This is a genomic window from Ruegeria sp. BH8 (genome assembly GCF_056538065.1).
Genome location: NZ_JBQFSP010000010.1, coordinates 51,849 through 74,844 on the forward strand (window position 1 = coordinate 51,849; position 22,996 = coordinate 74,844).

Consider the following 22,996-nt stretch of genomic DNA (forward strand, 5'->3'; position numbering starts at 1 on the left):
AACAAGGTTGGTCGAGCACAAGCGTCTGTCAAGAAAAGAAAAAGGCGACCCGTCTGGCCGCCTTCTTTGCTTGATATGTATTGGGTTTACTCAGCCGCAACTGCGCCTTCGATCTTCTCGACGCGAATGGCCGAGAATTTGAACTCGGGGATTTTGCCATAAGGGTCGATGGCTGAGTTTGTCAGGATGTTCGCCGCCGCCTCAACATAGGCAAACGGGATGAACACCATATCCTCGGCAATCGCCCGGTCCGCGCGGACCATGATCTCAATCGAACCACGGCGTGTGGTCAGGCGGATCATGTCGCCCGGCTCGATTCCCATCAGCTTGAGCGTACGTGGATTCATCGAACAGTTCGCCTCGGGCTCCACCGCGTCAAGAACGTTGGACCGGCGGGTCATTGAGCCAGTGTGCCAATGTTCCAGCTGACGGCCAGTGGTGGCGATCATCGGGTATTCCTCGTCCGGGGCCTCATCCGGCGGAATGACGCTGGCGGGGGTGAACTTCGCCTTACCGCCCGAGCGGGGGAAACCATCCCCGAACACGATGGCCTGACCCGGATCGGTTTCGCTGAGCGACGGGTAGGTAATCGTCTCGGTCTCCAGACGCTCCCACGTGATGTTGTCAAGCGATGCCATGGTCAGTTTCATCTCGGCAAAGACCTGAGAGACATCGGTGTAATCCCAGTTCAGCCCGATGCGCTGTGCCAGCTCGACCGTGATCTTCCAATCTTCGCGCGCTTCTCCCGGGGGGGTAACGGCAGGCCGTACACGCTGTACCTGACGGTTGGTGTTCGACACCGTACCGTTCTTTTCATAGAGCGCCGAGGCAGGCAGGATGATATCGGCATAGTTCGCCGTCTCGGTCAGGAAGATGTCCTGCACGATCATCAGATCCAGTTTGGCCAGCGCCGCGCGGGCGTGGTTCACATCCGGGTCGGACATGGCCGGGTTTTCACCCTGAATATACATGCCCTTGATATTGCCCGCATAGGCCTGATCGATGATTTCGGTCACCGTCAGACCCTTCTCGTTCGAGAAGTCATCCGAATGCCAGACATCATTGAACCTGGCACGAACGCCGTCGTCAGTCACCGACTGATAGTCCGGCAGGAACATCGGGATCAGGCCCGCATCCGATGCGCCCTGCACGTTGTTTTGCCCCCGCAGCGGGTGCAGCCCAGCGCCGGGTTTACCGACATTGCCCGTCATCAGAGCCAGCGAAATCAGGCAGCGCGAGTTGTCGGTGCCGTGGATGTGCTGGCTGACGCCCATGCCCCAGAAGATCAGGCCAGCTTTGGCCTGCGCAAAGGTACGCGCGACACGGCGCAGCTGATCCGGTTCAATACCACAGATCGGTGCCATCGCTTCGGGCGTGAAGGCGCGCAGGTGCTCTTTCTCGGCCTCCCAGTTCTCGGTCCAGCGGTGGATGTACTGGCTGTCATACAACTCTTCCTCGACGATCACGTTCATGATCGCGTTGAGCATCGAGACATCCGCCCCCGGACGGAACTGCAGCATTTCATCCGCGAACTTGCGCATACCAACGCCACGGGGGTCCATAACGATCAGTTTGCCGCCACGCTTGGCGAACTGCTTGAAATAGGTCGCCGCGACAGGGTGGTTCTCGATCGGGTTCGAACCGATGATGATCGCCACATCGGCGTTTTCGATCTCGTTAAAGGTCGCCGTCACCGCGCCCGAACCCACATTCTCGATCAGCGCCGCAACGGATGAAGCGTGGCACAGACGGGTGCAGTGATCGACGTTGTTGTGCTTGAAGCCCTGACGGATGAACTTCTGGAACAGATACGCCTCTTCGTTGGTGCACTTGGCCGAACCGAAGCCCGCAACCGAACGTGGGTCTTCGGCGCGCAGGGTCATCAGCTTGGTCGCGGCCAAGTCCATCGCCTCTTCCCAGGTCGCCTCGCGGAAATGGGTCGACAGGTTGCCTGGATCAACGTTCAGCCCCTTGGCGGGCGCATCCTCGCGCCGGATCAAAGGTTTGGTCAGGCGGTGCGGGTGGTGGATGTAGTCAAAGCCAAAGCGACCTTTGACGCACAAACGACCTTCGTTTGCGGGGCCGTTGATGCCCTCGACATACTTCACCTTGCCGTCCTTGACCTTCAGCGACACCTTGCAGCCCACACCGCAGAACGGGCAGACGCTTTCGGTTTCGCTATCGTAATCCTTGCTGTCCCCTTGCTGCTGGTCGTCCAACACGGTGGCAGGCATCAGCGCACCGGTGGGGCAGGCCTGAACACATTCACCGCAAGCAACACAGGAGGAGGTACCCATCGGGTCATTCTGGTCGAACACCACCTGCGCGGTATGACCGCGACCAGCCATGCCAATCACGTCATTCACCTGCACTTCGCGGCAGGCCCGAACACAAAGGTTGCAGTTGATACACGCATCCAGATTGACACGCATCGCCACATGGCTGTCATCCAGAAGCGGGATTTTCTCGGCCTCTTTCGCAGGAAAACGGCTGTCGCTGACATCGTTCAGCTTGGCCATATCCCAGAAATGGCTGGATACGTCATGCGGCTGCTCGGGCTGATCGGCCACCAGTAGTTCCATGACCATGGCGCGCGATTTTTCGGCGCGGTCGGTGTCGGTCTTGACCACCATCCCATCGGCCGCCGGGCGGATGCACGAGGCGACCAGCGTGCGCTCGCCCTCCACCTCGACCATGCAGGCGCGGCAGTTGCCATCGGGGCGGTATCCCGGTGCAGGCTTGTGGCACAGATGCGGGATCACCAGGCCCCGGCCATTAGCCGCTTCCCAGATCGTGGTGCCCGCGGGCACGGTGACGTCATCGCCGTTCAGGTTGAAGGTGACGGTCTTGGTTGGGCTTGCGTCAAGCATGGCTCTGTCTCCCTCAGATTTCGTCAGCGAAATGTTTCATGACCAGGCGGATCGGATTCGGGGCCGCCTGCCCCAGACCGCAGATCGAGGCATCGCTCATGACCTGGCACAAATCTTCCAACAGATCGGTGTCCCACTTGTCGGCCTGCATCAGCTTGACCGCCTTTTCGCAGCCTGCCCGGCAGGGGGTGCACTGGCCACAGCTTTCATCCTCGAAGAACCGCAGCATGTTAAGCGCGGCATCGCGGGCGGTGTCCTGATCGGACAGAACCACAACGGCGGCAGACCCGATGAAAGTGCCAAGCGGTTGAAGCGTGTCGAAGTCGAGCGGGACGTCGTCAATGCTCGAGGGGAGAAGACCAGACGACGGCCCGCCCGGTTGATACGCCTTGAACACATGGCCATCAGCCATGCCGCCGGCGGCATCAATCACATCAAGAATGGTCGAACCTGCGGGCAGCAGGTAAACGCCCGGCTTCGCCACACGCCCCGAGACTGAATAACTGCGCAGGCCCTTGCGACCGTTCTTTTCAACAGAGTTCAGAACCTGCGGCCCTTCGCGGCAGATTTTTGAGACCCAATACAGCGTCTCGACATTGTGCACCAAGGTCGGACGGTTAAAGACCCCAACCTGCGCCACAAACGGAGGACGGTGGCGCGGCAGGCCCTTCTTGCCCTCGATCGATTCGATCATCGCGGATTCTTCACCGCAGATATAGGCACCGGCCCCCCGGCGCAGGTCGATGTAACCCTTTGCGACGATACCGGCATTTTCCAATGCCGCTATCTCACGGCGCAGAATTTCCAGCACTGCCGGGTATTCGTCGCGCATGTAGATGAAGCAGGTCTCGGCCTCGACTGCCCAAGCGGCGATCAGCATACCTTCGAGGAAGACATGCGGCGTGCGCTCCAGATAATAGCGGTCTTTGAACGTGCCGGGCTCACCCTCGTCGCCGTTTACCGCCAGATAGCGCGGACCTTCGTTCATACGAACAAAGCCCCATTTCTTACCCGACGGGAAGCCAGCGCCGCCCAGACCACGCAGACCCGAGGACAGGACGTCTTCTTGCACCTGTTCCCAATCACCGCCGTCGCGCAGCTCTTTAAGCTTGGCGTAGCCGCCGTTTGCCTCATAGGCCGTGAAGGTCTCATAGTCGGGCAGATGCGCATGGGTGTCCCCTGCTGCAATCGCCGACTGCACCTTTTCGGGGGTCGCATGATCAATGTGATTGTGGCCAATCTCCAATACCGGAGCGGTATCGCAACGCCCCATGCAGGGCGCGCGAACAACGCGAACTTCGGCAGGGTCCAAACCATCATCCAGCGCCTTCTGCAACTGCTGGGCACCGGCCATTTCGCAAGACAGGGAATCACAAACCCGGATGGTCAACACCGGAGGTGGCGTCTCGCCTTCTTTCACCACATCGAAATGGGCATAGAAAGTCGCGGTTTCGTAGATCTCGGCCTGACCGATCCGCATCTCGACGGCCAATGCCGCGATATGGTCGGCGCTGATATGACCGTGTTCGTCCTGAATCAAATGCAGGAATTCGATCAACAGATCGCGGCGGCGCGGACGATCGCCCAGCAGGCGTGTGATTTCAGCCTGCGCCTCATCCGTGAACTGACGGCCCTTGGGTGTGTGCCGCCCCTTGCCTTTACCTGACTTCCAGACGCCCTTGGGTGCGCCTGATGGCTTGGTATCTAATGGTGCCATGATGCCCTCCGATTGAGGTTCCGTCTCTCATCAGGCAAACATATCGTCAAATCGCTTTTGGCAATCGCACGATAACGACACCTTATCACCGCAAAGAGGTCACCACATCCCGCAAAGCCTTGACCGTCGGCAACTCGGGGTCCCGGTTAAGGGTCGCCAGACAAATCGGTTTGCTGACAACAGGTTCGATCAGCGGCAACACTTTCGTTCCCTTCAAATCGCCCAGCGCGCGCACCAGAACCCGAGGGACAACCGTCGCCGCCAGCCCCTCCCGCACCATGACCATCGAAGCCGTGAAACCGCTGGTTTCGGCCACGATGTCAGGGTGCAGCCCCTGTTCGGCAAACACCCGATCCAGAATACGCCGGTTCTGCATCTGCGGCTCCAAAAGGCTGAGCGGAAATTCTGAGACCTGCGCCCACGGAATCGGGCCGCTTTGGTCCGTCAGATGCGTGGGCACCAACAACACATAGGTTTCCTCGTAAAGGGGCTGAACCTGCCGGAAATCGGTGCCGATACTGTCACCATAGGTTACTCCAGCATCAAGGCTGCCTTCGTCCAGTCGATGCTGGATTGCGGTGGCTGACATGGTTTCAATGCGTGTGACGATACGAGGATGCGCGTCACGCAGCCTTTTGACCAACCGTCCCGTGAAAGCGATTGCGGTCGGGATCACGCCGAGGATCAGTGTGCCCGTAATCTCTCCCTTTGCAGCAAGCACCTGCTGTTCCAGCGCCTTGGTGTCGTCCAGAATACGCCGCGCCCGCTGGACGATCATCTCGCCCTCTTCGGTCAGGCCCTGAAACCGGTTGGCGCGGCGGACGATGGAGACACCCAAACGATCCTCAAGATTGCGGATGCGCATAGAAAACGCAGGCTGTGAAATCCCGCACTCCTCGGCCGCCTTGGCAAAATGCCGATGCCGCGCCAAAGCGCTGAGCAGTTGCAGGTCGCGGATTTCGATCAAGGAAAGCTCCAATGCTGCGGATAAGGCAGGATACCCCGCTCACCCGACAGGAACAGCCCAATTGATCAGGTATTAAACAAAAAGTGCATCACATCGCCGTCCTTGACGATATAGCCCTTACCCTCTGCCCGCATCTTACCCGCCTCTTTCGCGCCCTGCTCGCCATTTGCGGCGACATAGTCGTCATAGGCGATGGTCTCGGCACGAATGAAACCCTTTTCGAAATCGCCATGGATCACACCGGCGGCCTGCGGAGCGGCGGTGCCAGTGCGGATGGTCCAGGCGCGGGCCTCTTTCGGGCCAACGGTGAAATAGGTTTCCAGCTTCAGTAGATCGTAACCAGCGCGGATCAGACGGTCGAGGCCGGGCTCTTCCAATCCCATCTCCTCAAGGAACATCTGGGCTTCGTCCTCATCCAGCAGGCTTATCTCTTCTTCGATCTTGGCACTGATGATGACATGGGCATTGCCCTGCGCGACGGCCATATCGGCCACGCGGGCAGTGTATTCGTTGCCTTGTGCGGCGTCTTCCTCGGACACGTTGCAGACGTAGAGAACCGGTTTGGTGGTCAGCAGTTGCAACATCTTCCAAGCCTTGGCGTCCTCGTCGCTGACTTCGACCAGACGTGCGGGCTTGCCGCTTTCCAGCATGGCCTGCGCCTCGGCCAACAGGCGATCTTGCTGTTGCGCCTCTTTGTCGTTGCCCTTCAGCTTGCGCACCAGATTGGCCCGGCGCTTTTCGATGCTTTCCAAATCGGCCAGCATCAGCTCGGTTTCGATCGTGTCAGCGTCCGCAACCGGATCAACGCGACCATCGACATGTGTCACGTCGCCGTCTTCGAAACAGCGCAGCACATGGGCAATCGCATCCGTTTCGCGAATATTCGCCAGAAACTGGTTGCCCAGCCCTTCGCCCTTTGACGCGCCTTTCACCAGACCCGCGATATCCACAAAAGTCATCCGTGTCGGGATAATCTGTTTTGAGGACGCAATCGCCGCCAGCCTGTCGAGGCGGGCGTCGGGAACCGCAACATCCCCGACATTGGGTTCAATGGTGCAGAACGGGAAGTTCGCGGCCTGCGCAGCTGCGGTTTTGGTCAACGCATTGAACAGGGTCGACTTGCCGACATTCGGCAGACCCACGATTCCCATCTTAAAGCCCATCACGGCCTCCTGCATAGAATACGATCGCAGCTTCTATGCAGGTCCGCCTAGATGCGCAAGGGATTGCTGGCGGCACCTTTGCCGAGTCCATTTCGCCACATCACAAAATTGTTTGGAAAATGTGTTCTTGTCTAAATTGAAAAACGGCGCCTACGATAACCAGTTAATATCGCACGATCACTTTTTGTTAGCGGAACCCGATGAAACACTTTTTTCTTGTAACCGTAATGGCGGCAACGGCCTGCGTGTCAGCCCAGGCACAGACCATTGTTTTTGGCGCTGGATACGCTGATTATTCCGAAGACACGTCCGAGGATCAGGGCCTGATCTCGATTGAATACCACCATGCACCATTTCATCAGGCCACGCGGTTTCGCGCCGGTTGGGGTGCGGCCCTAACTGTAGATGAAGATGGTGACACGCATATCGGCGCGGGCCTGATCGGGCAGTATGCGCTGAGCGATCGCTGGTTCTTGGAAGGCAGTGTAATGCCCGGCTACTACAATGCCAGCAACGACCTGAATGATCTTGGGGGCGATTTTCAGATTCGCAGCCTATTGGGTCTTGGCTATAACCTGAACAATGGCAACAGCGTGTCTGTCGCGCTTACCCATAAATCCAACGCCAGTACCAATGACGAAAACCCGGGCGTGAATGCCCTGCTGGTACGCTATCATCTGGGCTTCTGATCCATTCCTGTCTGGGCGGGATTGATTTTCGGTCAAAGTTTCTGCACATCAGGTCGAAACCCGAGTGCAAGGACATCCGATGACACGTATCGACGCCAAGTTCGCCGCCCTGAAAGCTGAAGGCAAGAAGGCCTTTGTCGCCTATGTCATGGCCGGGGATCCCGACTATGACACTTCGCTTGAAGTGGTCAAAGGCCTGCCAGGCGCTGGCGTGGATGTTATCGAGCTGGGCCTACCCTTTACCGACCCGATGGCCGATGGCCCTACTATTCAGGCTGCGGGCCAACGTGCGCTTGAGCAGGGCATGACCTTGCAACGCACATTGGATCTGGCACGAACGTTTCGGGAAACAGACGATACAACCCCCATTGTCCTAATGGGGTATTACAACCCGATCTACAGCCGCGGTGTCGACGCGTTTCTGGCCGATGCAAAAGCGGCAGGGATTGACGGGTTGATCGTGGTGGACCTTCCCCCCGAAGAGGACGAAGAACTCTGCCTGCCCGCGCAAGCGGCAGGTCTGAATTTCATTCGCCTGGCGACCCCGACCACGGATGACAAACGCCTGCCTCGTGTTCTGCAAAACACTTCGGGCTTTGTTTATTACGTTTCGATCACCGGGATAACTGGCGCAGCCGAGGCAGAGGCAACAGATGTTGGCCCCGAGGTTGCCCGCATCAAGACCGCGACCGATCTGCCGGTGATCGTGGGGTTCGGGATCAACACACCCGAGAAATCGCGCAATATCGCTTCGGTGTCGGACGGCGCGGTGGTCGGGTCAGCGATCGTCAGCCAGATCGGCGCAGGTAAACCTGTGACCGACGTGCTGACCTTTGTGAAATCTCTTTCGGATGGCGCGCACAGCGCCTGATTTCGCAGCCAACATGCGAGAATTGTGACCCGTCGCGGATACCGCGGCGGGTTTTTCGCGTCCCTTCACTGTGACGTCAAGACATTGCAGCCTTGGGAATGAATTGGTAAAGAAAACTAACCAATGAACGCGGAGCCCTGTTTTCATGCCTGTGATCACCAATATCGAAGACCTCAAACGCATATATGAACGCCGCGTGCCCCGTATGTTCTATGACTACGCCGAAAGCGGCAGCTGGACAGAACAGACTTTTCGCGAAAACACGACCGATTTTGAAAAAATACGCCTTCGCCAAAGGGTTGCGGTCGACATGTCCGGTCGGTCGACATCTTCGCAAATGATTGGCGAAGACGTTTCAATGCCTGTTGCGCTTGCCCCGGTCGGGTTGACGGGGATGCAACATGCAGACGGAGAGATGAAGGCCGCCAAAGCCGCCGAGGAATTTGGTGTGCCCTTTACGCTGTCCACCATGTCCATCAACTCGATTGAAGATGTGGCCGGATATACCAACAAACCATTCTGGTTCCAGCTTTATACGATGAAGGACACGGACTACATCAACCGCCTGATCCAGCGAGCAAAAGACGCTAAATGTTCCGCACTGGTAATCACGCTCGACCTGCAAATTCTGGGCCAACGGCACAAGGACCTGAAAAACGGTCTGTCGGCCCCGCCCAAACTGACGGCAAAGACCATCGCCAACCTGATGACCAAATGGGCCTGGGGCATTGAAATGCTGCGGGCCCAGCGGCGCGAGTTCGGCAATATCGTGGGGCATGTGCATGGTATTTCGGACACGTCTTCATTGGGGGCCTGGACTGCAGAACAGTTTGACCCCAGCCTCGACTGGTCGAAGGTTGAAAAACTGATGGAGCAATGGGGCGGGAAAGTGATCCTTAAGGGCATCCTTGATGCGGATGACGCAAGGATGGCCGCCAAGCTGGGTGCCGATGCCATTGTCGTGTCAAACCATGGTGGGCGTCAGCTTGACGGCGCGCTAAGCTCAATTCGTGTCCTGCCCGAGATCATGGATGCGGTTGGGGGCGATATCGAGGTGCATTTGGACAGCGGTATCCGATCCGGACAAGACGTGCTCAAAGCCTTAGCGCTTGGGGCCAAAGGGACCTATGTTGGCCGCGCGTTTGTGTATGGTCTGGGTGCCATGGGTCAGAAAGGTGTCACCACGGCGCTTGAGCTGATCCAGAGGGAGCTTGATACGACAATGGCGCTTTGTGGTGAGAAAAATGTGGCTGCGTTGGGGCGTCACAATCTGCTGATACCTGAAAACTTCGGGGGCCGCTGGCAAGCGTAACCGGTCAATCAGGGGGCTCTGCCCCCGACGCCCGTTCCGGGCGCCTCCCCCGGGATATTTTTGGCCAGATGAAGCTGGGGATCCTTCAATCGTCCACCCGATAAATACTCCAGGACAGGCGATAGAACCCATCCGAACGGCATGGCAAGAAATACCTCTTTCCAAATCGGGTGAATCAAGCTAAGGACGCGGCTTCACGCGGGTATACAGCCTTGGAGGATGCCCGCCCTAACATTGGAGAATATATCATGGCTGGTGAGATTCCTGATCTCGTAGCTCTGGAACGGACGGGGACAGGCAAGGGCGCCGCTCGTCAAGCACGCCGCGACGGCATGGTTCCGGGCATCGTATTTGGTGGCGACAAAGAACCGTTGCCAATCCAGATCCCGTTCAACGTCTTGTTCAAGCGCCTGAAAGCGGGCCGGTTCAAGTCGACCTTGTGGAACCTGAAAGTTGAAGGCCACGATGACGTCCGCGTCATCTGCCGCGACGTTCAGCGTGATGTCGTCAAAGACCTGCCGACCCATCTGGACCTGATGCGCCTGCGCCGGACCACCAAGATCGCGTTGTTCATCCCCGTTGAGTTCATCAATGAAGCTGCGGCCCCTGGCATCAAAAAGGGTGGCGTTCTGACCGTTGTCCGCCCGGAAGTCGAACTGATGTGCACCGCCGGTGACATTCCTGAAAAGATCACCGTTGATCTGACCGGTCTGAACATCAATGACGTTGTGACCATTTCGTCGGTTGAACTGCCTGAGGGCACCAAACCAACCATCGACCGTGACTTTGTGATTGCCAACATCTCGGCGCCGACTGGTCTGTCCACCAGCGACGACGATGAAGATGGTGAAGTTGCAGCCGATGAAGTCGAAGTTGTCGGAAAAGAAGAAGAATAAGTCTGGAACAATGTTTCCGACTTTGAAGCGGGGCTCGGGTGAGCCCCGTTTTTTTTGCGGGTCCAATAATCAGGCCTGACTGGATTTCCTGACGATTTCCGGGCATGAAATGGTTTTGGAGCTACAGAGGCAAAACGGAAACATGAAGCTGTTTGTTGGATTGGGAAACCCGGGTCAGAAATATGCCCGGAACCGGCACAATATCGGGTTCATGGCCCTGGACCGGATCGCAGAAGATCATGGGTTTGGCCCCTGGAAGTCGAAGTTTCAGGGCGAGATCTCGGAAGGGCGGCTTGGCACTGAGAAAGTTCTTTTGTTGAAACCGCAGACCTACATGAACCGTTCGGGTCAATCCGTGGGTGAGGCGATGCGGTTTTACAAGCTGGAGTCCACCGACGTTGTTGTATTTCATGACGAATTGGACCTTGCTCCGGGTAAATTGCGCGTCAAGGCAGGGGGCGGGCACGCCGGGCATAACGGTCTGCGCTCGATCCATGAGCATATCGGGGCGGCATATGACCGTGTACGCCTTGGGATCGGGCATCCGGGCCGCAAGGAAATGGTTTCGGGGTACGTGCTCAGTGATTTCGCGAAATCCGAAACCAGTTGGCTGGACGAGTTTCTTCGGGGTGTTTCGGACGGAGCACCCTACCTGGCACAGGACGAGGGCGGCAAGTTCATGAATGCAGTTGCATTGCGCACTGCCCCGCCGCGATCATCAAAAACCGCTGCACCTAAAGCCGACACACCTTCAACGCCCGCACCCGACACCGAGGATGACGACCGGTCCGCCATGCAGAAGCTTTTGGACAAATTCAGGTAGCACCCCGGCCTCTTTCCGTTACGTAGAGGTTGCAGAATGCAACCTCCCGCGTTCCAATACCGGCCAACTAGGGAGGCAATGCGATGAAATCCATATTGAAGTGGGTGCTGCGCATCGTACTGACGCTGGTTCTGGCCGCCACTGCCGTCGGGCTGTGGAAGCGCGAAGAATTGCAGCGCCTATTGGCCGTAAACTCGTTATTTTCGGAAGAGAAGATCGTTCACAATTTCTCGCATATGGATGAGGCTTTTCTGACCGTAAACCTGCCGCGCGGAGACGCGCCAACCTGGGACCTGCCTTATGGCGAAGGATTCGACTTGCCGGAAGGAACCGACAGCTGGATCGATGAACGATCGGTCACGTCGTTGCTGGTCATGCAGAACAGCAAGATCAGATTCGAGGAATATTATCTTGGCACCGGGCCGGATGACCGGAGGATTTCCTGGTCGGTCGCCAAAAGCTATCTTTCGGCGCTCTTCGGTGTCCTGCTGCAAGAGGGCGCAATCGGGTCGTTGGATGACCCGGTCGTCAAATATGCGCCCAAACTGAAAGGCAGCGCGTATGAAACCGCGTCGATCCGCAACGTGCTGAACATGGCAAGCGGCGTGACGTTTGATGAAGATTATCTCGACCCAAATTCCGACATCAACCGGATGGGGCGTGTGGTTGCCCTGGGTGGTGAGCTGGACGATTTTGCAGCCTCGCTGCAAGACAGCTTTGCGACGCCGGGTGAAACCTGGCAATACGTGTCGATCGACACCCATGTTCTGGGCATGGTGATACGCGGTGCGACCGGGCGGAATGTGGCAGACCTTCTGACGGAAAAGATCCTTCAACCGTTGGGGCTGGAGCGGGACGGATACTACATCACTGATGGTGCAGGGGTCGCTTTTGTTTTGGGGGGCCTCAACTTTATTACGCGCGATTTCGCCCGGTTCGGGCAAATGATCCTGCAGGACGGCATCGCGAATGGAAAACAACTGGTTCCTGCCGAATGGATTTTCGAAGCCACCCAACCCAGCGCACCGACCGCACAAGGAGAGATCGGGTACGGGTATCAATGGTGGATTCCCCGCGGCGCGCATGAAGGAGAGTTTCTGGCCCGTGGCGTCTATGGGCAATACATCTATTTCAACCAGCCCAGGGGTGTTCTGATTGTGTCCACCGGTGCAGACAGGCTGTTCCGTGAGCCGGGTGTAAATGACCTGAACATCGAAATGTTCCGCAAGATTGCGGAAAGTCTGTAAGATGTCTTTATGCAGAAACAAGACAGTATCAATGTACTGGGTGGCGTTCTGGCCCCTTGCTCTCGCGACCCTTTGACAGGGTTTTTCCGGGATGGCGCCTGCAATACCTGCCCCGAGGATCAGGGCAGTCATACCGTCTGCGCCGTGATGACGGCCGAGTTTCTGGCATTCTCAAAATATGTCGGCAATGATCTGAGCACGGCACGACCCGAATTCGACTTTCCAGGCCTTCACCCCGGCGACAGCTGGTGTTTATGCGCCAGCCGGTTTTTGCAAGCTCATGACGAAGGATGTGCACCGCAGGTTCATCTGGAGGCGACACATCAACGCGCGCTTGAGATCGTACCACTCGACATTTTGCTTCAAAATAAGGCAAAGACCTGAAGGCCCCATAAGGGGCGCACGGCTGATTCAGAATGCCATTTGCCAGATCAGGCTGACACTGTAGTTTTCAAAACCACTTTCGCCGATACCGTCGTAGAACAGGTTTGCAGCCAGAAGGCTGTCGTTTTCCAGCCGATAGTCAAAACCCAGATCAGCGCGAGCGCGGGCGGTATCCCCTATCGGTGTCACGCCAGGAACAGTGCCTGTGCCAGATGTTGTGCTCCAGATACCAGACAAACCACCGGTCAACATCATCTGACCACGCGACACCTGGATTGGATGACTGAAATCCATACCCAACCGTGCAGTGGTCAGGCTGAAATCCTGCTGTGGGATCAGGTTGCCCAGACTATCGGTATAAGCCTCCTGATCGTCGCTGGCATAGCTAACATCCAGCAACGGCAAAAGTGTCAGGTTACCGCGCTTGAACTCTCCGGTTACGCGCGACTGGATCAGCCAGCGTTCACTATCGAAACTGTCGGTATAGGTGCCCAGTGGAGAAATGTCGTTATCAGCCTGACCGTACAGAACACGCCCTTCGAAAAACACTGGCTGGCTGGGCAGTTTTGCGACGACATAAGGTCCGACCAGCCACCCTGTGCCATCCACGCTGGCCGGGCCGTTTTCGGTTTCGGCATAGTCGATCTGCAACATGGCGCCGATCAGAAGGTTCGAGTTCACCCAGCCATGCGCCCCCACCACGGCCAAGGCATAAGAACTGTCGTAATCGTTTTGAGAGCTCCAGTTCCCGGACAGATTGAACCAGACCGGGTGGGTTGGGTCACTTGCAAATTTCAGATACCCCGATCCTTGCGTTACCGACGAGTCCAGCGCACCTGATCCTGATTGCTGAAGAAACTGCGTCAGCTCTGGCTGATTGGTCACGAGGCTGTTGGCCCGGGCGTTCTGAAAGGCCTGCACCAGTCGCTGTGTGTCCGTTACACCCTGTTGTGTGCTGACCCTGTTGGACGCAAGGTTCAGGTTCCCGGCGGCATCCGAAAAAACGCCTGCGGGAATAAACAGCTCAATTGTACCGTTATTTTGCGCAGTTAACGTCGCAACATAATTGGTTCCCGATCCTGTCAGGCTTGCGGAGGCATTGGTAACCGACAAGTCGCCCACCGTGAAATCTGTGCTGGGTTCACTCAGTGTGATCACCGCTTGGAACGTACCGTTCCCGATTGTTGTCAGCGCACCAATTGAGGCCGTCGGCTGCGTCGTGTCTGCCAAAGTCCGAGTGTTGATAATCTGGGTATTCGTGACACCCGACAGCGCGATTTCATAAAGGTAAAGCGGCCCTCCGACGGTTTCGCGCGCGGTGAACATGACCCCAAGATAGCCATCAGCGGCGTAAGTGGAATCGGCTCCATTCTGGCTGAGTATCGTCGCGCCAATATATCCAAGATTGGCCAATCCTGCTGGCGTAATAGCAGGTTGAGTCAAAACACCATTGTTGAAATAGAACGATCCTCCCGGGCCTTCACCCGAGCCGCCCAACGACATGAACGCTGTCGCAGTGCCTTGTAGATTGGAAAAGAAAATCTGCCCGCCGTTGGGTGTTGCGACTATCTGGGACGGAAACGAAGGGTTGCCAAACGCCAGACCCTCTTTGACGCTTCCCATCAAAAGCGCGGAAACCAAAAGACCCAGGCACGACAGCCTCGTAATTGCGGACCAAACCATATTACCTCCTACAGCACCGCGTGGGTGCCAAACACCAGAGTGCCCGGGGTTAAAATCGCATCCCAAGCAGCGTCATCCTTGCCCCATCTTCGCAGAGACATCCCCAGAACCGACCGCAAATCGCCGGTTAATGAGAAGTTAATTCAATTGGAAGACGCTGTATAGAACGCGACAGGAATCAACTGGGGCGTGCGGGACACGTCGTGTTGTTGGAACAAGCGGGTTTTGACCTGGACCAAATCTCAAACGGCTTGAAACACCCAATTTTTGCTGTGTTGTCGAGTGGAGATAGAAACGTGAGACAGGCTGCGCTGGAAAATCACATGCAAAGACAGAAAGGACATAGTCACTGACAGTCCAGCAATTTTGCAACAGTACGGCACCGCTTGCTGCACTGATCTCCAATTGGAAACCTTCGGGCGCAGGTTGAACGGGGTAATATCGCTTGTGGACGATTCTTTGACCGGGCTCCGTCGGGTTCAAAAAGATCGCCTGCGAGGGCCAACATACGGTGACCAAACCGGATGCCACACCAGGGCAGGAACAACAATCCGTCTGCGCCCGTTAAAACACCAATTAGATCCGAAGGCCATTTCGGAGCAGCATTACAATCAAGGGTGGACCGAAGGGTGTTCCGACAGCTTGCTTGATCAAGACTGTAAACCGGGGCATGTGGCCCCGGTTCGAAATCAACCGGCCGTGCGGCCCTCGGTGTCAGACATGTCAAAGTTCAGGTATTTTGCGACGGTCTGAACATCCTTGTCACCGCGTCCACACATGTTCATGCAGATCAGGTGGTCCTTGGGCAACTCGGGCGCGATCTTCATGACATGCGCCAGAGCGTGGCTGGGTTCCAGCGCCGGAATGATACCCTCAGTGGCACAGCAGAGCTGGAATGCCTCAAGCGCTTCCTTGTCGGTAATCGAGACGTAAGTCGCGCGACCAACCTCATGCAACCAGGAATGTTCGGGCCCGATACCCGGATAGTCCAGACCGGCCGAAATCGAATAGCCTTCCAGAATCTGCCCGTCATCATCCTGCAGCAGATAGGTGCGGTTGCCATGCAGAACGCCCGGACGACCGCCTGTCAGCGAGGCGCAATGCTCCATCTTTTCATTTACACCTTTACCGCCGGCCTCGACACCGATGATATTGACGTCCTTGTCATCAAGGAAAGGATAGAACAGACCCATCGCGTTCGAGCCGCCGCCGATTGCCGCAATGATCGTGTCGGGCAGACGGCCTTCGGCCTTCATCATCTGCTCTTTCGCTTCCTTGCCAATGATCGACTGGAAATCACGCACCATCGCCGGGTATGGGTGCGGACCGGCCACTGTGCCGATGCAGTAGAACGTATCGCGCACATTGGTCACCCAGTCACGCAGCGCGTCATTCATCGCGTCCTTCAGCGTACCGCGACCCGAGGTCACAGGGATCACCTCGGCCCCCAGCAGGCGCATACGAAACACGTTCGGGGCCTGACGTTGCACGTCATGGGCACCCATATAGACGATGCATTTCAAACCAAATTTCGCGCAGACCGTGGCTGTGGCCACACCGTGCTGCCCTGCCCCGGTCTCGGCAATGATCCGGGTCTTGCCCATGCGTCGCGCCAGAATGATCTGGCCCAGCACGTTGTTGATCTTGTGTGCGCCGGTGTGGTTCAGCTCATCACGTTTCAGATAGATCTTCGCCCCGCCCAGATGCTCGGTCAGGCGTTCCGCGAAATACAGAGGTGAGGGGCGGCCCACATAGTTGGCCCACAGATCATCCATCTCGGCCCAGAAGGTCGGATCATCCTTGGCTTTGTTGTATTCCTCTTCCAGTGACAGGATCAGCGGCATCAGCGTTTCGCTGACAAAACGCCCGCCGAATATGCCAAAGCGCCCTTGCTCGTCAGGGCCGGACATGAAGGAATTGAAAAGATCGTTGGCCATGGGTGTCTCCCTCGTCGTACCTGACTTTCATAGGTGGTCGTCGCGGGATTTGCCATGGCAAAACGCACCATGTCGCCCCTGGCAGCGGCAAACAAAATCAGCGTGTCGCGTCGATAAATGCCTGTATCAGTCCAGCGTCCTTTACGCCCGGCGCGCTTTCAACACCCGACGCCACATCGACTTGCCGCGCACCCGTCATGCGGATCGCCTCAGCGACATTGTCTGGGTTCAGACCACCGGACAACATCCACGGCCTGCGCCAATATTTTCGACCTGCCAGCAGCCGCCAGTCAAAAGGAAGACCGTTGCCGCCGGGAAGTTCCGAATTCTTCGGCGGCTTTGCATCGATCAGAAGCTGGTCTGCAACTTCGGAATACAGATCAATCGCAGCCAAATCCTCGGCCTCGGCAACACCGATCGCCTTGATGACGGGCAGGCCATAGCGCTGCTTGATCTCTGCCACACGCTCGGGGCTCTCTCCGCCGTGAAGCTGCAACATATCCAGCGGAACCCCCGCGACAATCTCATCAAGCTGCGCGTCCGAGAAATTCACGGCCAGAGCGACCTTGGCGACGCCGACTGGTACTTCGGCGGCCAACGCCGCGGCTTGCGGTATCGGTGCGTAACGGGGCGATTTGGGAAAAAAGTTGAACCCGACATAGCGCGCACCGGCTGCAACGGCTGCGCGCACATGTTCTGAGGCGGTCAAACCGCAGATTTTAACGGACACATCGGTAGACATAAGCCTCAGCTGGCCTCGTCAAGCAGGGCCAGAACATCATCCTTACCCTCGTTCTGCTTTTTCTTGAGCTTCTTGACCTCGCGTTCAAGCTTGCGGACCTCGCCCTTTTTCACGGTCGCATCGCGGCGGTGTTTGTGTTCCCGCAGCCATTCCCACATGAAACCGATGATCAAACCGGCGACAACACCGCCCAGAACGACCAGAAAAAGTGGTAAAGAGGTACTGACGTTAAAGCCCAGAAGCTCGGCCAGAGCATCGGGCATCAGTTTCAGTTCTACAGACTGAACATTTGCCAAGGAAACGGAAATCAGAACGATCCCGAGAGTCCCAAGAAAAGCATATCGAAGGTAACGCATCATGAGGTCAGGCTTTACCGTTCAAACGATCCCTGAGCAACTTACCAGTTTTGAAAAATGGTACACATTTTTCTTCGACCTGAACGGTTTCACCGGTACGGGGGTTGCGCCCAACGCGGGCATCCCGCTTTTTCACCGAAAAGGCACCAAAGCCACGCAGTTCGACCCGGTCGCCGCGCGCCATGGCATCGGTGACTTCTTCGAACACGGTGTTCACAATCCGCTCGACATCACGCTGATAGAGATGCGGGTTTTCGTCAGCGATTTTCTGAATCAGTTCTGAACGGATCATTCGTGATACCCTCCCAGGCAGCCGGTGTGACAGGTCTACTGTTTTGACAGTATAGGAAAAAACCCAGAACGGGGGAACGGATACTCTGCGTGTTGAGGCTTTATTTTGCCATATTCTCACACGAAATTTTGCCCGACAGGGCGATTTACACACTTCAAGCGCGAACATTATCGAGTTTGAGCAGCGTGTTTGGAACATGTTGATTCGCAACAAAAACGGCCCCGCACTTCCATGCGAGGCCGTAAATCATACTTGGGATGCGCCCCGGGCTTAGTCGCCCGACTTCAGCGCTGCGCCCAGAATGTCGCCCAGCGACGCGCCCGAGTCGGAAGAACCGTACTGTTCCACGGCTTCTTTCTCTTCTGCGATCTCGCGTGCCTTGATCGACAGACCCAGACGACGGGTCTTGCTGTCGACGTTGGTTACGCGGACATCAACCTTGTCACCGACCGAGAAACGCTCGGGGCGCTGTTCGGAACGGTCACGCGACAGATCGGAACGACGGATGAACGACTTCATGCCTTCGTACTCAACCTCGATGCCGCCATCTTCGATTGCAGTCACTTCGACAGTGATGACCGAGCCACGCTTCACGCCGCCAACGGCTTCTGCGAACTTGTCACCGCCCAGAGCTTTGATCGACAGCGAGATACGCTCTTTCTCGACATCCACTTCCGAGACAACGGCCGAAACCATGTCGCCTTTGCGGTAGTTCTGGATCGCATCCTCGCCACGCTCGTCCCAGGACAGGTCCGACAGGTGAACCATGCCGTCGATGTCTCCTTCGAGGCCAATGAACAGACCAAATTCGGTGATGTTCTTGACTTCGCCTTCGACTTCGGTGCCCTCGGGGTGGGTTTCTGCAAACACTTCCCATGGGTTGCGCTGAGTCTGCTTCAGGCCCAGAGACACGCGGCGCTTGGCACCGTCGATTTCCAGAACCATGACGTCGACTTCCTGGCTGGTCGAGACGATCTTGCCGGGGTGGACGTTTTTCTTGGTCCAGGACATCTCGGACACGTGCACCAGACCTTCGACACCGGCTTCCAGTTCGACGAATGCGCCGTAGTCGGTGATGTTGGTGACGCGACCCTGATGAACCGAGCCCAGAGGGTACTTGGCAGCAACCAGATCCCACGGATCTTCCTGAAGCTGCTTCATGCCCAGGCTGATGCGGTGGGTGTCTTTGTTGATCTTGATGACCTGAACCTTGATGGTTTCACCGATCGTCAGGATCTCGGACGGGTGGTTCACACGACGCCATGCCATGTCAGTGACGTGCAGCAGGCCATCTACGCCGCCCAGGTCAACGAATGCGCCGTATTCGGTGATGTTCTTGACCACGCCCTCGACGTTCTGACCTTCGGTCAGGTTGCCGATGACTTCGGCGCGCTGTTCGGCACGCGATTCTTCCAGGATTGCGCGGCGCGACACAACGATGTTGCCACGGCGGCGGTCCATTTTCAGAATCTGGAACGGCTGCTTCAGACCCATCAGCGGGCCTGCGTCGCGTACGGGGCGTACGTCAACCTGCGAACCGGGCAGGAATGCAACTGCGCCACCCAGATCGACGGTGAAGCCACCTTTGACGCGGCCAAAGATCGCACCATCGACACGCTGGTCGTCGGCATATGCTTTTTCCAGGCGGTCCCATGCCTCTTCGCGGCGGGCCATCTCGCGCGAGATGACGGCTTCGCCACGGGCGTTTTCTGCGGCACGCAGGTAAACTTCGACCTCGTCGCCGACAGCGATTTCAGGTGCTTCGCCGGGATTTGCAAATTCTTTCAGATCAACGCGGCCTTCCATTTTATAGCCGACGTCGATGATGGCTTGACCGGCTTCAATCGCCAGGATCTTGCCTTTGACAACAGAACCCTCTTCGGGCGTGTCCATTTCGAAGCTTTCGTTCAGGAGGGCTTCGAATTCCTCCATGGATGTGTTAGCCATGTGGCGTTCATTTCCTTTACAGTACGTTTTTGCTGGCCGAGCGGTTGTCTCCGCCGGTCTTGTTTCATGACGTCTTCAGGCGTGATCCGGTGCGCCCCGAGCAAACAAACACAAAGGGCCGAGTTAACCCGGCCCTGCTCAGAAACGTCATCCGGACGTTGACCGCCCTTGTATCGACAGCGCGCGTATAGGCTGAATCTTGAACCGGTGCAAGTGCAAAGCCTATGGTGCGCGGCAGCGCGCGCAGGAACTCCTGCCTAGCGCTGATCCCCAATGCAAGATGGCAACCTGAATGATAGCAGGTTCTGACTGAAAAAGTCTGCATGGTCCGCGGCAGGTTCTTGCCCGAAGGAATCTTGGTACCGGGAACCGAACCACGCGGCTAAGCCTCAGCATGCAACGCAAAAGTGATATGTCTCAACTTTTCGCGCGTCACGCGGCGCCCGGCTTCCTGCGTCACAGGATGGATGGTGGAGAATTGGAGAGTGAACGCCAACCATTCGACTGTTTGTACGATCTGCAAGATTTGGTGACGTATCTGAGATTAAACGTTCCGTATCCTTTCCCTATTTTAGCTTTATCGGTCGACAAAGAGGTCGACCCGAAACCAGAACCAAAAGGAAAATATTATGAAATCTCTCATCTTTGCCGCCATGGCGACTGCAATTGCCCTGTCCACCCCGGCCTTTGCCGCTGACGAAATCAACGTGTCCAACGGCATTTCAGCCGCTGGTGCGCCACTGGCCGCACATGGCGTTGATCTGGTTGCATTGGTCAATGATGGCAACCCGGTCGAAGGCTTCGCCACTCACTCGTCAACTTATGACGGAGCCTCCTATTATTTCACGTCCGCCGCGAACCGTGAAGCGTTCGAGGCAAACCCTGCTGCATACCTGCCGCAGCATGGTGGCTTCTGTTCATTCGGCGTATCGGTCGGCAAGAAGTTTGACGGTGACCCGGATCAATACCTTGTCGCAGACGGAAAACTGTTTCTGTTCCTGAACGCGGAAACCCGGGCAGCCTTTTTGAAGGACGTTGTCGCCACCGCAAAGACGGCGGATGACCAATGGGCGAATATCAAAACCGTCGCCGTGGGCGAGCTGTAAGACCTGCCCCGTTTGCCTGCGGCGTTAACGCGTCGCGGGCAGTTTTGCGTTGATCACCTCAAGGGCTTTGGCCAACGCCGCCTCGATACTCAAATCGGTGGTGTCCAACCGCACGGCATCCTCAGCGGGTTTCATCGGAGCGGTGCTGCGCTCAGCATCTCGCGCATCCCGTTCTCTGACATCTGCCAGAACCTGTTCACGGGTTACGTCAGCGCCTTTTGCACTTAGCTCCAGGAAGCGTCGCTCGGCGCGCACTTCAGCACTGGCTGTTACAAACAGCTTCACTTCGGCATTCGGACAAATCACCGTGCCGATATCACGACCGTCCAGAACGGCCCCACCTGCCCTGCGGGAAAAAGCGCGCTGAAAATTGACCAAGGCCGCACGAACTTCCGGAAGAACCGCCACTTTGGAAGCTGCCTGCGCAATCTCGGCGGTGCGCAGGTCGCCTTGTTCAAGTTCTTCCGCTGTCAGGGCCTGTGCGGCCTCAAGCGCGTCAACCCCTTCCAGGGTCCGCCTTCCGACAGCGCGATACAGCAAGCCCGTGTCCAGATGGGCAAAGCCGAAATGCGCCGCCACAGCCTTGGATATCGTGCCCTTGCCCGCAGCCGCTGGTCCGTCAATGGCAACCGTGAAACTCACGTGCGCTGTACCTTTGCGCCCAGCGACGCCATCAGTGGTTCAAAGATCGGGAACGACGTTGCAATCGGGCCACCATCATCCACGCTTACGGGATTCTGCGCCCCCATACCCATCACCATGAACGACATGGCAATGCGGTGATCCAGAAAGCTTTCGCAGGTGCCGCCGCCCGGAACGTTGCCGATGCCCAGCCCTTCAACCGACCACCAGTCGTCGCCTTCAGCGACTGTCACCCCGTTGGCGCGCAGGCCACGGGCCATGGCGTCAATCCGGTCGCTTTCCTTCACGCGCAGCTCTTTCACGCCGCCCATCATCGTTGTGCCTGTGGCATTTGCAGCCACCACAGACAGAACCGGGTATTCATCAATCATCGAGGCGGCACGCTCGGAAGGAACGTCGATGCCTTTCATGTTGGGCGAGTACTTGGCGCGCAAATCGGCAACCGGCTCGCCCCCTTCTTCGCGTTCGTTTTCATAGGTCAGATCAGCGCCCATCTCGCGCAAGGTTGTAAAAAGGCCCGCGCGTGTGGGGTTCAAACCGATCCCCGGCACCAAAACATCCGATCCAGGTGTGATCAATGCCGCGCAAACCGGAAAAGCCGCGCTGGACGGATCGCGCGGTACAGCGATGACCTGTGGCTTCAGCTCCGGGCGACCGGTCAGAGTGATAACACGGCCCTCGTCGGTATCCTCGACCGTGATTTCGGCACCAAATCCAGCCAGCATCCGTTCGGAATGGTCACGCGTAGCCTCTTTCTCGATCACAACGGTCTTTCCGGGGGCATTCAGACCCGCCAAAAGTACGGCGGATTTCACCTGCGCCGACGGCACAGGAACTTCGTATCGCACAGGGGTCGGGTCCGCAGCGCCGACGATGGTCATCGGCAAGCGCCCGCCGGATCGCCCAACCGATTGTGCCCCAAACAAGGCCAGAGGGTCAGTCACCCGCGCCATGGGGCGTTTGTTCAGACTGGCATCACCGGTAAAGGTCGCCGTGATCGGAGAGGTCGCCATCGCCCCCATGATCAGCCGCACACCGGTTCCCGAGTTGCCACAGTCGATCACCTGACCCGGTTCGGCGAAGCCACCGACACCCACGCCGTGCACTGTCCATTCCCCGTTTCCGTGCTCTGTGACCTCAGCGCCGAAGGCACGCATCGCCTTTGCGGTATCCAGTACGTCTTCGCCTTCCAGCAAACCCGAAATCCTGGTTTCACCCACGGCCATCGCACCAAGGATCAGCGACCGGTGCGAAATCGACTTGTCGCCGGGCACCTCGGCCGTGCCGGTCAGCGGGCCGCAGGGATGCGAGGTCATCGGGATGGGCGTGCCGTGTCCGGACATGAGGGCTCC

General features: G+C 57.3%; 20 protein-coding genes. 8 read left to right on the top strand and 12 right to left on the bottom strand.

The features are described 5' to 3' along the window. Positions 1–86: 86 nt before the first annotated feature. The 4 genes from fdhF to ychF form a co-directional block, all read right to left on the bottom strand. Positions 87–2,870 (bottom strand): formate dehydrogenase subunit alpha, encoded by a 2,784-nt coding sequence (gene fdhF, locus ACR0AD_RS15585; protein ID WP_480488235.1) that lies wholly within the window; start codon positions 2,868–2,870, stop codon positions 87–89. 13 nt (positions 2,871–2,883) lie between these two features. After that, on the bottom strand, positions 2,884–4,587 hold the full coding sequence (locus ACR0AD_RS15590; RefSeq protein ID WP_480488237.1) for an NAD(P)H-dependent oxidoreductase subunit E: 1,704 nt from the start codon (positions 4,585–4,587) through the stop codon (positions 2,884–2,886). Between the two features lie 85 nt (positions 4,588–4,672). Further along, on the bottom strand, positions 4,673–5,554 hold the full coding sequence (locus tag ACR0AD_RS15595; protein ID WP_480488239.1) for a LysR family transcriptional regulator: 882 nt from the start codon (positions 5,552–5,554) through the stop codon (positions 4,673–4,675). Positions 5,555–5,619: 65 nt separating this feature from the next. Further along, positions 5,620–6,717 (bottom strand): redox-regulated ATPase YchF, encoded by a 1,098-nt coding sequence (gene ychF / locus ACR0AD_RS15600; RefSeq protein ID WP_480488241.1) that lies wholly within the window; start codon positions 6,715–6,717, stop codon positions 5,620–5,622. A gap of 200 nt (positions 6,718–6,917) precedes the next feature. Between ychF and ACR0AD_RS15605 the strand changes: the two genes are divergently transcribed. From ACR0AD_RS15605 to ACR0AD_RS15635, 7 genes are all read left to right on the top strand, one after another. Next, a complete protein-coding gene (locus tag ACR0AD_RS15605; RefSeq protein ID WP_480488243.1) occupies positions 6,918–7,406 on the top strand; it encodes an acyloxyacyl hydrolase in 489 nt (162 codons plus the stop codon). 79 nt (positions 7,407–7,485) lie between these two features. Further along, positions 7,486–8,277: a tryptophan synthase subunit alpha gene (gene trpA / locus ACR0AD_RS15610; RefSeq protein WP_480488245.1), complete on the top strand. Its 792-nt coding sequence runs from the start codon at positions 7,486–7,488 to the stop codon at positions 8,275–8,277. 145 nt (positions 8,278–8,422) lie between these two features. Continuing rightward, on the top strand, positions 8,423–9,589 hold the full coding sequence (locus tag ACR0AD_RS15615; protein WP_480488247.1) for an alpha-hydroxy acid oxidase: 1,167 nt from the start codon (positions 8,423–8,425) through the stop codon (positions 9,587–9,589). Positions 9,590–9,837: 248 nt separating this feature from the next. Continuing rightward, positions 9,838–10,485: a 50S ribosomal protein L25/general stress protein Ctc gene (locus ACR0AD_RS15620; RefSeq protein WP_480484009.1), complete on the top strand. Its 648-nt coding sequence runs from the start codon at positions 9,838–9,840 to the stop codon at positions 10,483–10,485. 142 nt (positions 10,486–10,627) lie between these two features. Continuing rightward, a complete protein-coding gene (gene pth / locus ACR0AD_RS15625) occupies positions 10,628–11,308 on the top strand; it encodes an aminoacyl-tRNA hydrolase (RefSeq protein WP_480488248.1) in 681 nt (226 codons plus the stop codon). Positions 11,309–11,391: 83 nt separating this feature from the next. After that, positions 11,392–12,555 (top strand): serine hydrolase domain-containing protein, encoded by a 1,164-nt coding sequence (locus tag ACR0AD_RS15630; protein ID WP_480488250.1) that lies wholly within the window; start codon positions 11,392–11,394, stop codon positions 12,553–12,555. 9 nt (positions 12,556–12,564) lie between these two features. After that, a complete protein-coding gene (locus ACR0AD_RS15635) occupies positions 12,565–12,939 on the top strand; it encodes a DUF2237 family protein (protein ID WP_480488252.1) in 375 nt (124 codons plus the stop codon). 27 nt (positions 12,940–12,966) lie between these two features. On the opposite strand, the gene ACR0AD_RS15640 is transcribed toward ACR0AD_RS15635, so the two are convergent. The 6 genes from ACR0AD_RS15640 to rpsA all read right to left on the bottom strand — a co-directional run bounded on the left by ACR0AD_RS15640 (position 12,967) and on the right by rpsA (position 19,896). Then, positions 12,967–14,622: an Ig-like domain-containing protein gene (locus tag ACR0AD_RS15640; RefSeq protein ID WP_480488254.1), complete on the bottom strand. Its 1,656-nt coding sequence runs from the start codon at positions 14,620–14,622 to the stop codon at positions 12,967–12,969. Positions 14,623–15,311: 689 nt separating this feature from the next. Then, complete coding sequence (trpB, locus tag ACR0AD_RS15645; RefSeq protein WP_267365446.1) at positions 15,312–16,559, bottom strand: tryptophan synthase subunit beta; 1,248 nt, start codon at positions 16,557–16,559, stop codon at positions 15,312–15,314. Positions 16,560–16,656: 97 nt separating this feature from the next. Next, positions 16,657–17,301 (bottom strand): phosphoribosylanthranilate isomerase, encoded by a 645-nt coding sequence (locus tag ACR0AD_RS15650; protein ID WP_480484014.1) that lies wholly within the window; start codon positions 17,299–17,301, stop codon positions 16,657–16,659. Positions 17,302–17,306: 5 nt separating this feature from the next. After that, complete coding sequence (locus ACR0AD_RS15655; RefSeq protein WP_267365457.1) at positions 17,307–17,657, bottom strand: LapA family protein; 351 nt, start codon at positions 17,655–17,657, stop codon at positions 17,307–17,309. A 7-nt stretch (positions 17,658–17,664) separates the two neighbouring features. Beyond that, positions 17,665–17,949: an integration host factor subunit beta gene (gene ihfB / locus ACR0AD_RS15660; protein WP_050603110.1), complete on the bottom strand. Its 285-nt coding sequence runs from the start codon at positions 17,947–17,949 to the stop codon at positions 17,665–17,667. 270 nt (positions 17,950–18,219) lie between these two features. Beyond that, on the bottom strand, positions 18,220–19,896 hold the full coding sequence (rpsA, locus tag ACR0AD_RS15665) for a 30S ribosomal protein S1 (RefSeq protein WP_480473784.1): 1,677 nt from the start codon (positions 19,894–19,896) through the stop codon (positions 18,220–18,222). Positions 19,897–20,525: 629 nt separating this feature from the next. Here rpsA and ACR0AD_RS15670 point away from each other — a divergent pair. Beyond that, complete coding sequence (locus tag ACR0AD_RS15670; protein ID WP_480473785.1) at positions 20,526–21,002, top strand: YHS domain-containing (seleno)protein; 477 nt, start codon at positions 20,526–20,528, stop codon at positions 21,000–21,002. A gap of 24 nt (positions 21,003–21,026) precedes the next feature. Here ACR0AD_RS15670 and cmk read toward each other — a convergent pair whose 3' ends face one another. Together cmk and aroA are read right to left on the bottom strand one after the other, a co-directional pair. Beyond that, entirely contained in the window at positions 21,027–21,644 is a 618-nt protein-coding gene (gene cmk, locus ACR0AD_RS15675; RefSeq protein ID WP_480488256.1) for a (d)CMP kinase, read from the bottom strand. Further along, positions 21,641–22,987, bottom strand: coding sequence for a 3-phosphoshikimate 1-carboxyvinyltransferase (gene aroA / locus ACR0AD_RS15680; RefSeq protein WP_480488258.1), 1,347 nt, complete (start codon positions 22,985–22,987; stop codon positions 21,641–21,643). Before aroA ends, cmk begins: the two co-directional genes overlap by 4 nt. Positions 22,988–22,996 lie beyond the last annotated feature (9 nt).